This window comes from Paracoccus aerodenitrificans (assembly GCF_027913215.1).
GTDB classification, from domain to species: domain Bacteria; phylum Pseudomonadota; class Alphaproteobacteria; order Rhodobacterales; family Rhodobacteraceae; genus Paracoccus; species Paracoccus aerodenitrificans.
On sequence record NZ_CP115784.1, the window covers coordinates 1,914,149 to 1,929,660 of the forward strand.

Sequence of the window (15,512 nt, forward strand, 5' to 3'; positions counted from 1 at the left end):
AAGAGGCTCAGCCCGAAGCTGAGAAAAAACCAGCCCGGCGCACCCGCCGTACAAGCAAGAAAGAAGCCGACGCAGGCGAAACCGGGTCCGACTCCTCCGAAAATCAGGCCGAGGATAAGCCGAAACCCAAACGCCGTGCACCCTCGCGCAGCCGCAAGAAGGCAGACGCCGATAAGGATGCAGACCCCGATGCCAACGCGGCCGAGCCTTCGGACGGCGAAAGCAAGCAAGACTGACGCGCAGCGATGAGCGCCGACACCGCCTCCGCCACTGGTAAAGCCCTGCGGCGGCGATCATGGATGGGCGCCGTGCTGAACTTCCTTCTGGGCGCAGCCTGCGCTTTGGGTCAGGCACCCTGGGGCCTCTGGCCGGTGACCATCATCGCGTTGAGCATTCTGTTCTGGCGCATCGGGACCGCTGCCACCACCCGCGCGGCATGTTTGAAGGGAGGCGTAGCAGGGGCCGGGTATTTCGCACTGGCCCTGAGCTGGATCGTGGAACCGTTTCTGGTCCAGCCAGAAATCTATGGCTGGATGGCCCCTTTCGCCCTGATCCTGATGGCCGCTGGCGGCGGCGTATTCTGGGCCGTACCGGGATGGCTGGCCGGACGCCTGACGAATGACCGACTTGCGCGTGTCGCGGCCTTCGCTGCCGCTCTGGTTCTGTCGGACTGGCTGCGCGGCTGGATTTTCACCGGGTTCCCCTGGACGATCCTCGGCCATATCTGGATCGGCACCCCCGCCGCTCAGGCCGCATCTTTCATCGGCGGCATCGGGCTGTCGGCCCTGACCGTTGCAGCCGCCGCTTTGCCGGTTCTCTTTCAGCGCAGCCACGGCCCGGACTGGCACCGCTTCCTGCCCGGCTCGATCATTTCGCTGCTTCTGATCGCGGTGGTCTGGGCCGGAGGCCTGCTCCGTCTCGACACAAAAATCACAATGACCGGCAAGACCATCCGGCTGGTTCAGCCAAATGCCGAGCAGGCGCTGAAATGGGATCCCGACTGGGCGCAGATCTTCTGGGAAAGACTGCTGACAGAAAGTGCGGCACCGCCAGAAGGTCCACCGCCCGATGCGGTGATCTGGCCCGAAACGGCGGTCGGCTTTCTGCTCAATCAGGCCGATGACATTCTCCCCGTCATCAGCGAGGCCGCAGGCGCTCCGGTCCTGATGGGCATTCAGCGCGCCGAGGATGAGCGCTACTATAATGCGCTGATCGAGATCACCCGCGAGGGCACGCTGGCCGAGACCTACGACAAATTCCACCTCGTCCCCTTCGGTGAATACATCCCCTGGGGAGACTTCCTGTCCCGCCTCGGAATCGGCGCTTTCGCCGCGCAGCAGGGCTATGGCTATACGCCCGGCCCCGGCCCGGCGGTCATGACCCCCGAGGGGCTGCCTCCGCTTCAGCCCCTGATCTGTTACGAGGCGATCTTTCCCCAACATCTCCGGTCGGTAAACGGCGCCAAGTGGCTTCTGCAGGTCACGAATGACGCATGGTTCGGCACGATCTCCGGCCCGTACCAGCATCTTGCGCAGGCAAGGCTGCGCGCAATCGAATCCGGCATGCCGCTGATGCGAGCGGCCAATACCGGGATTACCGCCGCAATCGATCCGCTTGGGCGCATCACTTCCAGCCTCCCTCTCGGAGCAATGGGCCATATCGATGCAGGACTTGCCGCCCCGCTTGGCACGACGTTCTGGACCCGGACCGGTCCCTTGCCGGTATTGCTGATCTCATTCGCGGTTCTGTTCGTCGCAGCCTTGCGCCGTCGCCGCTGAGCATTGCCGCCCTTGCCTCCGGCGGGGATATTTCCGCCAGGCTGAATTTCATCCTGGGTCAAATATCCATGCGACGGCGCAGCCTGAGCAGCATGCGGATATGAAAAAACCGCGCCGGGGCGCGGTTCGTTCAGTTCCGTCAGAAAGCGCGATCTTACTTGATCTTGCCTTCCTTGTATTCGACATGCTTGCGCACAACCGGGTCGTATTTGTTGACCGTCATCTTTTCGGTCATGGTGCGGGCATTTTTCTTGGTGACATAGAAATGCCCGGTCCCGGCCGTCGAGTTCAGACGGATCTTGATCGTCGTCGGCTTCGCCATGTTGCTTCTCCTGCTGCGGCGGCACCGGACGGCCACCGTGGAAATTCGTGAAGCCCGCTATTTAGCGTGCGGGGCCGCCATGTCAACAGGAAAACATGGGGTATAACGGGTTTTCACCACTGGGTGGCAGTTAATACGCGGATGGCCTGTAAGCCGGATTCTGTCCGAGGGTTGCCCCTCTGGATGACCATTCCTCTGCGCGCCGCATTACTGCGTGCGTCAAGCTGCCAACCCGGACCTTCTGGCGCAAGGCGGCGCTGCCGTTTCCGGCACGAGGTCCCTATTCGGCATTGCTCCCGGTGGGGCTTGCCATGCGGGGTCTGTTGCCAGCCCCCCGGTGGGCTCTTACCCCACCGTTTCACCCTTACCCGTGCTGGCACGGGCGGTCTGTTCTCTGTGGCGCTTTCCCTGGGGTTACCCCCGCCGGGCGTTACCCGGCACCGTTGCCTCATGGAGTCCGGACTTTCCTCGAAGCATGCGCCCCGCGGTCATCCGGCCATCCGCGTGAGGGGGATATGAGGGGTTTGCGCCTGTGGGTCAAGTGGCCGGAAAACGGCTGATCCGGGCGTACACCGAGGGTACACTGGGTGTCGAAGCAGGCGGATATTCCTTCGGGTGGTGGTTGCGCGTGGCGATGCGGGCAGTCTGGACGGGAGGGGATATCGGTTTTGAGCCGATTCTGTGGAAAAACGCGTTGCCATCGGGGGCCTTTTGGACCGTTTCCTTCGGGTGCAAGCCTTTCTGGTGTCAGGCTTTTCGCGGATGCTGCGGTGCAGGAAAGATCTTGGCGAGTTTGCGGAGGTTCTGGGCGGTGGCGGCAAGGAGGAATTCGTCGTTCGCGCCGCAAGGTCCCCTTAGCCGCAGGCGCCCCAGCCCGAGGATGCGTTTCAGATGAGCAAACAGCATCTCGACCTTCTTGCGGAGCTTCATCGAGATTTCGTATTGGCGGGTCTTGGCGATGTCCCGGGCGATCTGGCGCGCATCTTCGTGTTCCTCGCGGGTGATTGATCTGGCATCGGCGTTCGGGCAGCACTTCTGTTTCGATGGGCAGGACTGGCAGGTCAGTTTCAGTGCGCGGTATTTGGCGGTTCCCTTGCCAGTCGGGCCGCGGTTCGGGTCCGAATAGTTGCGGCGGAACTGTTTGAGCCTGTGACCTTCCGGGCAGATGTATTGATCGTTCTCTGCATCCCATTCGAAGTCTGCCCGGGTCCAGGTGCCGTCATTGCGCCCGGACTTGTCGAAGACAGGGATATGCGGGGCAATGCCCCTGTCGACCAGCCAGCCCAACATCGGTCCGGTGCCGTAGGCGGTATCCGCGATCAGGCGTTCAGGATGCAGGTCGAACTTGTCTTTCACCCTCTTCAGCATGGTTTTGGTTGATCCGACCTCGGCCTGCCGGATGGATCGTGTCGCCTCGACATCGACAATCACGCCATGATCCGTGTCGATCAGGTAATTGTCGGAATAGCTGAAGAATGCCGGACCTTTGCGCGCCGCCGTCCATTGGCTGGCCGGGTCGGAATGTGAGGTGAATTTCGGATGGACCTCGCTGGCGGCGCCAAATGCGGCCTTGTCCAACGTGTCAAGGTATTCGCGCACGGCGCGGGGCGCATCCGAGGGGTCTATCAGCGTTGCATCCCAATCTTCCTTCGCTGTCGAGTTCTGCTTATTGGCATCCGCCTCGATCAGGCTGGCATCCACCGCCAGCCGCTGCCGCTGACCAGCCCCTCCTCGATGCAGCGCGTGACGGTCATCTCGAACAGATGCCTCAGCAACTCGCTGTCGCGGAACCGCCCGTGCCGGTTCTTCGAAAACGTCGAATGATCCGGAACCCGGTCGCTGAGATCCAGGCGGCAGAACCAGCGATAGGCCAGATTCAGATGCACCTCTTCGCAAAGGCGCCGCTCCGAACGAATGCCGAAGCAATAGCCAACCAGCAGCATCCGGATCAGCAACTCGGGATCGACAGACGGCCGGCCGGTGTGGCTGTAGAAATCCGAAAGATGCGCACGGATGCTGCTGAGATCGACAAACCGATCAATGGACCGAAGAAGATGCTCCTGAGGAACATGATCCTCCAGTGAGAACTCGTAAAACAGCGCCGGCTGCGCCTCCTGCCGCGGTCCCATCATCGCCAATCCTCCCACCCATTGCAGGAATTGAATCAGCCAGATGCCCTTCAATCAAGCACGAGTTTTTCAACAAAATAAGCCGTTTGCTGTCGTGAAGAACCAAAGCTCCGAAAGGTCTTGGCGGGCAAGTGTTCCTGCTTTATTCTTTTCGCAGAACCCAGAGAGGTAAATATGTCCATCATTAGTCACATCACGCTCGGGACCAATGACACCGAGCGTGCCGGTCTCTTCTACGATGAGGTTCTTGGGGTTCTCGGCTTCGAGCGCTTGCCCAAGCCGCCAGGGAAGCCTCCAGCCTATGAGAAGGGCGGAATGCCGACGATTTACCTTTATCCGCCAGAAGATGGGCGTCCTTCGACATGGGGGAATGGGACGCATATCGCATTTGTCGCGGAGACGAAGGAGGCTGTTCACAGCTTTCACGAGGCTGCTCTGCGACTAGGTGGGAGCTGCGCCGGAAAACCGGGGCCGAGACCACATTACGGCGAAAACTACTACGCCGCATATGTTCGAGACCCAGATGGGAATAAGCTACAAGCAGTCTGCTACGCTGCAGGGACATGAAGATAGCGGTCGAGTCCTGTGACCGCTTCGTCCCGCATCACCGACATCGCAAACCCGAGCACCAAAGTCATCACCTGATCCGGCGCTCCATCGCCGCTGACCGAGAAACCGCCACCCTCACAACTCATCCCGCCATCTATTCACCAGCGGATAGCGCCGGTCCAGCCAGAAGGCCTTGGTCGAGATCCTCGGACCCGGGGCGGCCTGATAGCGTTTCCATTCGCTTTGATAGAGCAGCTTTTCGACCTTTTTCACCGTTTCGACATCGAAGCCGCGGGCGACGAGGTCTTTCAGGGACAGGTCCTCTTCGACCAGACCGAACAGGATCTGGTCCAGCACGTCATAGGGCGGCAGGGAATCGCTGTCTTTCTGGTCGGGGCGCAGCTCAGCGCTTGGGGGTTTGGTGATGATCTGCGGGGGGATGACCTCTCCGGTCTTGCCCATCATCCAGCCGCGGTGGTTCTCGTTGCGCCAGCGGCAGGTTTCGAAGACGCGGGTCTTGTACAGATCCTTGATCGGGTTATAGCCGCCCGCCATGTCGCCATAGATCGTGGCATAGCCCACCGCGACCTCGGATTTATTGCCGGTGGTCAGCAGCATCTCGCCGAATTTGTTCGAGATCGCCATCAGCATCAGGCCGCGCAGGCGGGACTGGATGTTTTCCTCGGTCGTGTCGGGCTTGGTCCCCTCCATCAGATGGGCGAGGGCGTCGGCCACCGCGTCGCGGGCTCCGTCGATCTTCACCGTGTCCAGCCTTGCGCCGAGCCGGTTCGCGCAATCGGCGGCATCGTCCAGACTGGCCTGTGAGGTATATTCCGAGGGCAGCATCACGCAGCGCACATTATCCGGGCCAAGCGCATCGCAGGCGATGGTGGCGACAAGCGCCGAATCGATACCGCCTGACATGCCGAGGAGTACCTTGCGGAAGCCGTTCTTGCGGGAATAGTCGCGCAGCCCGGTCATCATGGCGCGGTAATCCTGTTCCCACTCATCGGGCTGTTCGGCCATCTGGCCCGGCTTTGCCCGCCAGCCTGCATCGGTGCGGGTTAAGTCGATATGTTCGATCACTTCGTCGAAGGGGGCAAGCTGCACGGCTTTTTCCGCGCCGCCATCCGGCCCGGGATTCAGCACGAAACTGGCCCCGTCATAGATCTGGTCATCCTGCCCTCCAACCGAGTTCAGATAGACCAGCGGCAGGCGGTTCTCGACCACCCGCGCGACCATATGCCCCATGCGCAGATCCAGCTTGCCCCGGTGATAGGGAGAGCCATTGGGCACAACAAGGATTTCGGCGCCGGATTCCTCCAGCGTTTCGGCAACTGTGGGCCACCAGCTGTCTTCGCAAATAGGGGAGCCGATGCGCACGCCGCCGATGCTGTAGGGCCCCGAGATCGGGCCCGAATCGAACAGCCGCAACTCGTCGAAAAGCTGTTTATGGGGCAGATCGTGTTTCAGTACGCGAGCGGTGATCTTGCCGCTTTCGCAGATGAAATAGGCGTTATAAAGCTTGCCCTCGCTCGCCCAAGGCGTGCCGATGCCAAGGGCGGGACCGTCGGCGCATTGGCGGGCAAGCGCCTCGACCTGTTCGACGGCGTGATCGGTGAAGCCCTTTTTCAGCACCAGATCCTGGGTCTGATAGCCGGTGATGAACATCTCGGGCAGATAGACGATGGCCGCGCCCGCATCCCTGCCCTTTTCCCAGGCGGAACGGGCCTTGGCCGCGTTGCCCTCCAGGTCGCCAAGGGTCGGATTAAGCTGTGCAATCGTGATGCGGATGCTGTCGGTCATGATCGGTCCCTCGATATGCTTGCGCCAGCCATAGCGCAGCCGACGGCGAAGGGGAACGGCAGGCTTTGCGCTGCGGTTCCGCATGGGCTAAACGAGGGGCAAAGAACGGAGGCGGGCATGAAAGCAGCTCTGGCAGCGGTTATTCTGGCGTTTGCGGCGCCAGCCGTGGCGCAGGACAACACGGCGCAGCAAAACGGCGACGCGCAGGGAAACAGCGAGGCACAGCAGGGCGTCGCGGCGCGGGATTCGGTCGCTGACCGGCAAAATATCGTCACCAAGCAATATGATGATGGCGGTATCTATGAAGGCACGTTCCGGAACGGTCTGCAACATGGCCGGGGGAAATACAGCCTGCCCTCGGGCTATGAGTATGAGGGGGATTGGGTCGAGGGGGAAATCCTCGGACAGGGCCGCGCAAGATTTCCCAACGGGTCGATCTATGAGGGCAGCTTCGCGCAGGGCAAGCCGAACGGAAAGGGCCGGATCACCTATGCCGATGGCGGCACCTATGAGGGGGATTGGGTCGAGGGCCAGATCACCGGCTCAGGCGTCGCCGAATATGCCAATGGCGCCCGCTATGAAGGCGGCTTCCGCAATGCGATGCATCACGGAAAGGGGATTCTGACCCAGCCGAATGGTTATCGCTACGACGGAGACTGGGTCAACGGGGTCAAGGAAGGTCAGGGGCATATCACCTATCCCGACGGGTCGGTCTATGAAGGGCAGATGCTGGCCGGGCAACGCGCCGGGCGCGGCAGGCTGACCATGCAGGACGGGCTGGTGTATGATGGCGTGTGGGAGGCCGGGCAGATGTCCGGGCGGGGTGCGCTGACCCAGCAATCCGGCGACCGCTATGAAGGGCAGATGCGGGCCGGCAAGCGTGAGGGCGAGGGCAAGGCGACCTATGCCAATGGCGATATCTATGAGGGCGGCTTCCAGAACGACAAGCGCCACGGCATCGGCACCTTCACCGGCACGGATGGTTATGTCTATACCGGCGAATGGAATGCAGGCCGGATGGCCGGACAGGGCCGGATCACCTATCCGGATGGGGCGGTCTATGAGGGGCAGATGAGCGACGACCAGCCTCACGGGCGCGGCCGGATCACTTATGCTGACGGGGCCACCTATGACGGAGACTGGGTCAACGGCGTGATCGAGGGGCGGGGCCGGGCCGAATACGCGAACGGCATGATCTATGAGGGCGGCTTCAGCCAGGCAAAGATCGAGGGACAGGGCCGCATGACCTATCCTGATGGCTATGTCTATAACGGCGAGTGGAAGGACGGGCAGCGCGACGGGCGCGGTCAGGCCACCTATCCCGACGGCACGGTCTATACGGGAGAGTTCTCGGAAGGGCTGCGCGAAGGTCAGGGCAAGCTGACCACGCCGGACGGTTTCATCTATGAGGGCGGCTGGAAGGACGGGGAAATCGACGGCGAAGGTCAGGCGAGCTATGCGACGGGCGATGTCTATACCGGCCAGTTCGTCGCCGGAAAACGTCAGGGCCAGGGCGTGATGCATTACAGCACCGGAGAGGTTGCCTCGGGCGTCTGGGATCAGAACCGCCTGCAATCGGCGGCCCCGGCTCCGGGCGAAGCAACACAGCCCGGAGAAACCACGGAAGGCGGCGCAGAAGCCCCGGCCATGCCGGATGACAGCGACATGCCCGACGACCCCGGCACATTACCATCGGTCGAAAACGGGAACGCGGTCAGCATCCCCGCACCCGGTTCCAGCGACATCTCAGAAACAGAGGACATGCAATGATCGTTATCGTCTGCATACTTGCAGGGCTGTGGCTCGGCTGGCAACGCGCCGGGAAATCCGGCGGAGACCGGAAGGATCGCTGGCAATGGGCTCTGGCCCATGCGCTGATATTCGCAATAGCCGGAGTGTTTGCGACAATCATCATCGACCGTATGATCTGATGTTCCGCCCCTTCATCGACAGTCTGCGCAGACAGGGCGTTCCGGTCAGCCTGCGGGAATATCTCGACCTGCTCGGCGGGCTGTCAAAGGGCGTCGCGGGATATTCCCCGGATGAGTTCTATTACTTCGCGCGGCTCTGTCTGGTGAAGGATGAACGCCATATCGACCGCTTCGACCGCGCCTTCGCCGAGTCGTTCTCAGGCGTTGAACAGATCCCGGTCGAGGCGCTGTTGCAGCAGGTCGAACTGCCACGCGAATGGCTGGAGAAAATGGCCGAGAAGCTGCTGACCGATGCCGAGAAAGCCGAAATTGAGGCCACGGGCAGTTTCGAGAAGCTGATGGAGAAACTGCGAGAACGCCTTGCCGAGCAGCAGGGCCGCCATCAGGGCGGCAATAAATGGATCGGCACGGCGGGGACATCGCCCTTCGGCGCTTACGGCTATAATCCCGAAGGTGTGCGGATCGGCCAGCACGAATCGCGTCATCGCCGGGCCGTGAAAATCTGGGACAAGCGCGAATTCCGGGATTTCGACGACACTGTCGAACTGGGCACCCGCAATATCAAGGTGGCGCTGAAACGCCTGCGGCAATGGGCGCGGCACGGCGCTGCCGATGAGCTTGACCTGCCCGCCACGATCCGCGCCACTGCCGATCACGGCTATATCGACGTGAAAACCCGGCCCGAGCGGCGCAATGCGGTGAAGGTGCTGCTGTTTCTGGATGTCGGCGGCTCGATGGATGATCATATCCGCGTGGTAGACGAGCTCTTCAGCGCCGCGCGGGCCGAGTTCAAGCATATGGAGCATTTCTTCTTCCATAACTGCCTTTACGAAGCGGTCTGGAAGGATTCGCGCAGACGCTGGACCGAGACCACGCCAAGCTGGGACATCCTTCATCGCTACGGGCGCGACTATAAATGCATTTTCGTCGGCGACGCCTCGATGTCTCCCTATGAGATCGCAATGCCGGGCGGGGCAAATGAACACTGGAATGCCGAAGCCGGAGAAGTCTGGCTGCGCCGCGCCTGTGAAACCTGGCCGGATCATATCTGGCTGAACCCGGTTCCACAGCAGAACTGGCGATACACCCAGTCCATCCGCATGGTCGAAGAGATCTTCGAAAACCGGATGGTCCCGCTGACGCTTGACGGGTTGTCCCAAGCGATGCGCATCCTTGGCTGAGCATCAACCGACCCACCGCAGAAGGGTATTTACATGAAGAAGAAATCCCCGCGCTTCTTCTTCATGTAAATACCCGAATCCGGCGCTGGCGAAACCCCAAAGGCCCGAAACAGTGTCTTGATCGAAGGGTAAAACCGGCCCACATCTGAGATATGCTGAAGCTGACGCCCCTCCTTCTGGTTCTCGCCTATTTCGCCGCGATGTGGTTCTTTTCGGCATGGCGCATGAAACGGGAATTGGCTGAGCGGTCGAGCCCGATGAAGCACCCCCGGCTGACTCCTCTTCTGGACCGTTTGGGTGCAGCGATGGAGCTTCCGCGCATTCAGGCCTGGATTTACGAGGTCCCGATGATGAACGGGCTTGCCGCGCCGGATGGGCGGATCTTCGTGACGCGCGGCTTCATCGAAAAGATGGATCGCGGAGAGGTCTCTCCGGAAGAAATAGCTGGCGTCGTCGCTCATGAGCTGGGTCACGTCGCGCATGGTCATTCGCGACGCCGGATGATCGACTTCGCGGGCCAGAACGTGATCCGTACGCTTCTGATCGGGACTATTGGCCGCTTCGTGCCGTTTATCGGACCGTGGCTGATCAATCTGGCGACGGCGGCGATCGCGGCACGTCTGTCTCAGCAGGACGAATTCGAAGCCGACCGTTTCGCCACCGCATTGCTGATAAAATCGGGGATCGGGGCTGCTCCGCAGATCTCTCTGTTCGAAAAGCTGGATCGTCTTTCCGGCGGTCGGCGCTCGGCATCGCCTGCGTGGTTGCTATCGCATCCGCATACCGAAAAACGGGTGGCGGCGATCCGTGCCAATCTGGCCCGCTGGCAGTGATCAGCTTATCGGTGCGCCGTCGGCATCGTCGGAATCGTCGCCGCTTTCGCTGAGCAGGCGCTCAAAATCCGGGACCACCACGCCGCGCTTGCCGTCAAGTTCGATCACCCCTTCACGTTTCAGCGCCGAGACCTGACGGCTGACCGTTTCCAGCGTCAGCCCCAGATAATCCGCCATCGCCTCGCGCGTCAGCGGCAGAGACAGGCGGATCTGTCCCGAGGGCCGCCTGCGCTGCAACGCCGCCTCGCGCCGGGCGAGGATGATCAGCAAAGAGGCGATCTTTTCCCGTGCGGATTTTCGGCCCAGAAGCAGCATCCATTCACGCGCCGCATCAAGTTCGTCCAGCATCATTTCCAGCAGACGCGAGGGGATGCGGGGATTGGCCAGCATCATCTCCTCGAAGGGTCTGCGGCGGAAGCAACACAGGCGGACATCGCTGACGGCGGTGACGGTATAGGCTGCGGTTGCGCGTCCCGGGCGGCCTAGAAAATCGCTTGGCAGCAACAGGCCGACCATCTGGGTGCGGCCGTCTTCCAGCGTCCGGGTCAGGCTGGCCACGCCCTCGATCATCGAGGCCACGAAATCCATCCTGTCGCCCGCCCACAGGATCACCTGACCGGCTTCCACGGTCCGGTGATATTTCGCAGCCTCAAGACGCTTCAGGTCCTCTGCCTCGCAATGAGCGCAGACGGCACGATCCCTGATCGGGCATTCATCGCAGCTCGTATGATCTGGCGGAGCTGCAATTGCGGCTGTAGCTAGTTTGACATGCATCAATGCTAAATCCTGTTCGCCATTTATTTCTATCGCTATGGAACAGGAATCTCAATTCTCGCGCTTGGGGCTATTTGACGCACGTGCGCCGCGCTATACATCTTATCCTCCGGCCACTCAGTTCCGGCCCGAGATTGACGCAGACCAGGTCGCAGCGTGGCAGGTGGCCATCCCTGAAAATGCGACGATCTCGCTTTACATGCATGTGCCGTTCTGCCGTCGGCTGTGCTGGTTCTGCGCCTGCCGGACACAGGGCACGCAATCCGACGCGCCGGTCCGGGCCTATGCCGAAACGCTTCTGGCCGAGCTGAAACTTCTGACCTCCCGTCTTGCGCCGGGGATAAAATTGTCGCGGCTGCATTGGGGCGGCGGCACACCGACCCTTATGCCGCCCGACATGATCCGGCGCATCGCGGCGGCGGTGTTCGAGGCTTTCCCGCTTGCGGAGGGCGCGGAATTCTCGGTCGAGATCGACCCGAATGAGATCGACGATGCGCGGATGGATGCTCTGGCCGAGGCGGGGCTGACCCGTGCCAGTATCGGCGTTCAGGATTTCGATCCCCAGATTCAGGAAACCATCGGCCGCCTGCAAAGCTTCGATCTGACCGCGCAGGCGGTGCAGATGATCCGTGATCGCGGGGTGGAAAGCGTCAATGCCGATATTCTGTTCGGCCTGCCCTATCAGGATAATATCCGTATCTCGGAATCGGTTCAGAAATTGCTGGCCTTGTCGCCCGACCGGGTGGCGCTTTACGGCTATGCGCATGTGCCGTGGATGGCGAAACGTCAGGTAATGATCCCGTCCGAGGCCCTGCCCTCTCCTCAGGAAAGGCTCGCGCTGTTCAATACGGCCCGTGAGCTGTTTCTTGCGGATGGCTATGCCGAAATCGGCATCGACCATTTTGCCCGGCCCGGTGACGGGCTGGCGACGGCGCAAAGGGCCGGAAGGCTGCGGCGCAATTTTCAGGGCTATACGGACGATCAGTCTGAGACGCTGATCGGGTTGGGGGCGTCCTCGATCTCACGCTATCGGCAGGGTTTCGCACAGAACGCCCCCGCAACCGGCGCCCATGCCAAGGCGATTGCAGAAGGCAGGCTGTCGATTACACGCGGGCATGTTTTCAGCGATGAGGATCTCTGGCGGGCGCGGATGATCGAGGCGCTGATGTGCGATTTCCGTATCGGTTCGGGCGAAATGAAGCAGCGTTTCGGTCTGAACGATGCGGCGCTTGCAGATTTGTTTCGTCCCATTCTCGCCCGGTTCGGCCAGATGGTCACGCTTGAGCAGGATGGAAGCCTGTTCATTCCCGAGGATTGCCGCCCCCTCACCCGCATGATTGCGCGGATGCTGGATGCCTATGACATCTCTGAAAAGGGGCATTCGACGGCAATCTGACGGCGCGGCGGTGGAAACCTGTCAAGCTTCACCTCTGAGCCCGGACATGGTGATCAGCCGTGTCCGGCGTCACTCCTGACCAAGAGGCACAGGCCTTTCGCTGCCGGTTTCGCCCGTTATCAGCGCGGGATCGGCAGAGGCGACGGCGATCAGGTTGCGCAGATCCTCATCCTTGCTCAGATCGGCAAACGCATAACTCGCAGTCAGATTGGCCGGCGAGAGTTCGAGGTTTTTCACGACCTGTGCTCCCGGCGCTGCCGGACCATAGGTCCTCCCGTTGACCGAGAAATAGACAGCGCCCGAATTCCCCGCCCGCAGCACCGGCGGGGCTTCCAGCTTGGGCATGGCGAAACGCTCGCCCGCATCCATCGTCTTTTCAAGCAGCACCGTTCCATCAGCCGAGGTGACGCGCACCCAGGCGGGACGGACCGCAAGAAGCTCCAGTTCTGGCGCGTCGGGGGCGACAGTCCGAACGGCCATCTGTTCCGCAGGAAGTTGCGGGCCGTAATCCATCGCGCTTGCCATCTGACGCGGCGAGGCGTCCGTCCGGGGTTCAATCGCGGCAGCGGCCTGTTGTACAGGCATGGCTTCCACCGGCTCTGACGGGGCGGAAAGCTCGGGGTCGATGGCAGCAATCGGACCGTCACGGGCTGTCAGCACGGGAATTTCAAGAACCTGCGGGCGATAGATGCGGTCCAGACCCTCGGGCTGCGGCAGGTTCACGGCAAGGTCGTCAACCTCTTCCACAGCAGGTTGCGCTGCCGATTCGACGGGATCGAGCGTCGCCGTCACGCCGGGCGGCTGATCGCCGGGGGTCAGATTGACCTTCTGCAATTCCTGAAGCACCGACCACCCGCCGTAACCCAGACCGGCCACAAGCGCGACCAGTACGAAGACCGAACCAATCGCCCTTGGCTCGACCGAGGACCAGAACGATTCGGGTTGCGGAATGAACAGGGCACGCGGATTTGCCAGAGCCTCTGCCGGGGCAGAGGGACGGCGCTGCGGTTTCGGACCCGAGGCGACGGGCGACATGCCATGCGTCGGCTCAAACCCCGATTCGGCGCAGAACCGCGCAAATACCCAATCCGGGTCCATCTTGAGATAACGCGCATAAGACCGGACATAGCCCGATACGAAGCTGGGCGCATCGAAAGCAGAACTATCGCAGTTTTCTATGGCGGAGATATAGCTTGCACGGATTCGCAACTCTCGCTGCACATCCAGCAGGGACTTCCCCAACGTCGCCCGCTCGCCCCGCATGATATCGCCGAGACGCATCTCAAAATCGTCAAAGCCGCCGCCCTGCGGATCAGATTCTTCCCGCTGTGGCGCCGCCTTTGCCTTCAGCCCCATCATTACGCCTGTCCTACATTTCCTGCCCGTCGCAAGCCGCGCGAATCGCAGCTTTGCATGAATTAGTTAAGACAAGCTTATCACAGTGGCGAGAGGGGTTCACCCCGGCTTGCGCAGTTACGCCACCGCTACCGAGCGATTCAGTTCACATTGTGACCAGAGCGCATCCATCGCACGCACCAGCCCGTCGATCTGATCGGCGGAGTGGACCGGCGAAGGGGTAAAACGCAGGCGTTCAGTGCCGCGCGGAACGGTGGGGAAGTTGATCGGCTGAACATAGACCCCGAAATCGTTGAGAAGCATATCGGACAGCATCTTGCAGTGAATCGGGTTTCCGACATGCACCGGGACGATATGGCTGCCGTGGTCGATGATCGGCATGCCAAGCCCTCTCAGCCGCATCTTCAGAATGCTTGCATGAAGCTGTTGCTTATCACGCAATTCCTGCCCGACCGGAGTTTTCAGAAACGAAATCGAGGCCGCAGCACCTGCCGCGACAGCGGGCGGCAGAGACGTTGTGAAGATGAATCCCGGCGCGTAAGAGCGGATTGCATCGACCATTTTCGCCGACGCCGCGATATAGCCGCCAAACACGCCGAATGCCTTGCCAAGCGTGCCGTTGAAAATATCGATCCGGTCGGTCAGCCCGTCGCGCTCGGCCACGCCGCCGCCCCGCGGACCGTACATGCCGACCGCATGGACCTCATCGAGATAGGTCAGCGCACTGAATTCATCCGCCAGATCGCAGATCGCCTCGATCGGGCCGAAATCGCCGTCCATCGAATAGATCGATTCGAAAGCGATCAGCTTTGGGGCCTGCGGATCGTCAGCCTCCAGCAACTCGCGCAGATGGGCGACATCATTATGCCGGAAGATCCGTTTTGCGCCGTCGAATCGCTTGATACCCTCGATCATCGAGGCGTGATTCAGCTCATCCGAATAGATGATCAGGCCGGGAAAAAGCTTCCGCAGGGTCGAAAGCGTGGCATCATTGGCGATATATGCGCTGGAAAACACCAGCGACGCTTCCTTGCCGTGCAGATCGGCAAGTTCGGCTTCCAACTGCTTGTGATACACCGTGGTGCCCGAGATATTGCGCGTTCCGCCGGACCCCGCACCGGTGGCATCAAGCGCCTCATGCATCGCGTCCAGCACAACCAAGTGCTGGCCCATTCCCAGATAATCATTGCCGCACCAGACGGTAATGTCCTGTTCGGACCCGTCGGGCCGCTTCCATACGGCATTCGGAAAGTCGCCTTTGCGACGCTCAATATCAATGAACGTGCGGTAACGGCCTTCTTCATGCAACCTGCCGATGGCGCGGTCGAGTGCAGCTGAGTAATCCATCGCGGGGTCCCTTGCCTTGCTTGCTGGGTGCGATCATGTCAAATCGAACGGACGCCACATTGATAAGGGTCAAACGCCGCGAGTTACAGGGCAAATTTTCTTGAAAATCC

Annotated in this window: 13 protein-coding genes, 1 other RNA gene and 1 pseudogene; 7 read left to right on the forward strand and 8 right to left on the reverse strand. The window is 61.1% G+C overall.

All coding sequences use genetic code 11. From position 1 onward, the window contains the following. Window positions 1–245 precede the first annotated feature (245 nt). Complete coding sequence (lnt, locus tag PAE61_RS10775; protein WP_271112391.1) at window positions 246–1,778, forward strand: apolipoprotein N-acyltransferase; 1,533 nt, start codon at window positions 246–248, stop codon at window positions 1,776–1,778. A 154-nt stretch (window positions 1,779–1,932) separates the two neighbouring features. Here the strand turns inward: lnt and rpmG are convergent, their stop codons facing one another. The 3 genes and pseudogenes from rpmG to PAE61_RS10790 all read right to left on the reverse strand — a co-directional run bounded on the left by rpmG (window position 1,933) and on the right by PAE61_RS10790 (window position 4,232). Further along, window positions 1,933–2,100 carry a 50S ribosomal protein L33 gene (gene rpmG / locus PAE61_RS10780; protein WP_011750518.1) on the reverse strand — a complete coding sequence of 56 codons (168 nt, stop codon included), beginning with the start codon at window positions 2,098–2,100 and terminating at the stop codon, window positions 1,933–1,935. Between the two features lie 133 nt (window positions 2,101–2,233). After that, window positions 2,234–2,604, reverse strand: an RNA gene (gene rnpB / locus PAE61_RS10785) — RNase P RNA component class A. A gap of 243 nt (window positions 2,605–2,847) precedes the next feature. Next, a pseudogene (locus PAE61_RS10790) lies at window positions 2,848–4,232 on the reverse strand (transposase). 171 nt (window positions 4,233–4,403) lie between these two features. Between PAE61_RS10790 and PAE61_RS10795 the strand changes: the two are divergent. After that, complete coding sequence (locus tag PAE61_RS10795) at window positions 4,404–4,796, forward strand: VOC family protein (protein ID WP_271112392.1); 393 nt, start codon at window positions 4,404–4,406, stop codon at window positions 4,794–4,796. Here the strand turns inward: PAE61_RS10795 and PAE61_RS10800 are convergent. Together PAE61_RS10800 and PAE61_RS10805 are read right to left on the reverse strand one after the other, a co-directional pair. Next, window positions 4,778–4,924, reverse strand: a complete 147-nt coding sequence (locus PAE61_RS10800) for a hypothetical protein (protein WP_271112393.1) — start codon at window positions 4,922–4,924, stop codon at window positions 4,778–4,780. The genes PAE61_RS10795 and PAE61_RS10800 overlap by 19 nt on opposite strands. Further along, window positions 4,914–6,584, reverse strand: coding sequence for an NAD+ synthase (locus PAE61_RS10805; RefSeq protein WP_271112394.1), 1,671 nt, complete (start codon window positions 6,582–6,584; stop codon window positions 4,914–4,916). The genes PAE61_RS10800 and PAE61_RS10805 overlap by 11 nt, the downstream gene beginning before the upstream one ends. Window positions 6,585–6,701: 117 nt before the next feature. On the opposite strand from PAE61_RS10805, the gene PAE61_RS10810 reads away from it, so the two are divergent. The 4 genes from PAE61_RS10810 (at window position 6,702) to PAE61_RS10825 (ending at window position 10,529) form a co-directional block, all read left to right on the forward strand. Continuing rightward, window positions 6,702–8,354, forward strand: a complete 1,653-nt coding sequence (locus PAE61_RS10810) for an MORN repeat-containing protein (protein ID WP_271112395.1) — start codon at window positions 6,702–6,704, stop codon at window positions 8,352–8,354. Then, entirely contained in the window at window positions 8,351–8,515 is a 165-nt protein-coding gene (locus PAE61_RS10815) for a hypothetical protein (protein WP_271112396.1), read from the forward strand. Before PAE61_RS10810 ends, PAE61_RS10815 begins: the two co-directional genes overlap by 4 nt. Next, the gene (locus PAE61_RS10820) at window positions 8,515–9,696 is read left to right on the forward strand and encodes a vWA domain-containing protein (protein ID WP_271112397.1); all 1,182 of its coding nucleotides are present in this window, start codon (window positions 8,515–8,517) and stop codon (window positions 9,694–9,696) included. The genes PAE61_RS10815 and PAE61_RS10820 overlap by 1 nt, the downstream gene beginning before the upstream one ends. 152 nt (window positions 9,697–9,848) lie before the next feature. Further along, window positions 9,849–10,529 carry a M48 family metallopeptidase gene (locus PAE61_RS10825; protein WP_271112398.1) on the forward strand — a complete coding sequence of 227 codons (681 nt, stop codon included), beginning with the start codon at window positions 9,849–9,851 and terminating at the stop codon, window positions 10,527–10,529. Here PAE61_RS10825 and fnrL read toward each other — a convergent pair whose 3' ends face one another. Then, the gene (gene fnrL, locus PAE61_RS10830; protein ID WP_271112399.1) at window positions 10,530–11,303 is read right to left on the reverse strand and encodes a transcriptional regulator FnrL; all 774 of its coding nucleotides are present in this window, start codon (window positions 11,301–11,303) and stop codon (window positions 10,530–10,532) included. 37 nt (window positions 11,304–11,340) lie between these two features. Between fnrL and hemN the strand changes: the two genes are divergently transcribed. Continuing rightward, window positions 11,341–12,699: an oxygen-independent coproporphyrinogen III oxidase gene (gene hemN, locus PAE61_RS10835; RefSeq protein WP_271112400.1), complete on the forward strand. Its 1,359-nt coding sequence runs from the start codon at window positions 11,341–11,343 to the stop codon at window positions 12,697–12,699. A gap of 69 nt (window positions 12,700–12,768) precedes the next feature. Here the strand turns inward: hemN and PAE61_RS10840 are convergent, their stop codons facing one another. Beyond that, on the reverse strand, window positions 12,769–14,058 hold the full coding sequence (locus tag PAE61_RS10840; protein WP_434803068.1) for a helix-turn-helix domain-containing protein: 1,290 nt from the start codon (window positions 14,056–14,058) through the stop codon (window positions 12,769–12,771). Window positions 14,059–14,172: 114 nt separating this feature from the next. Next, window positions 14,173–15,402 carry a 5-aminolevulinate synthase gene (gene hemA / locus PAE61_RS10845; protein WP_271112401.1) on the reverse strand — a complete coding sequence of 410 codons (1,230 nt, stop codon included), beginning with the start codon at window positions 15,400–15,402 and terminating at the stop codon, window positions 14,173–14,175. Window positions 15,403–15,512: the final 110 nt, after the last annotated feature.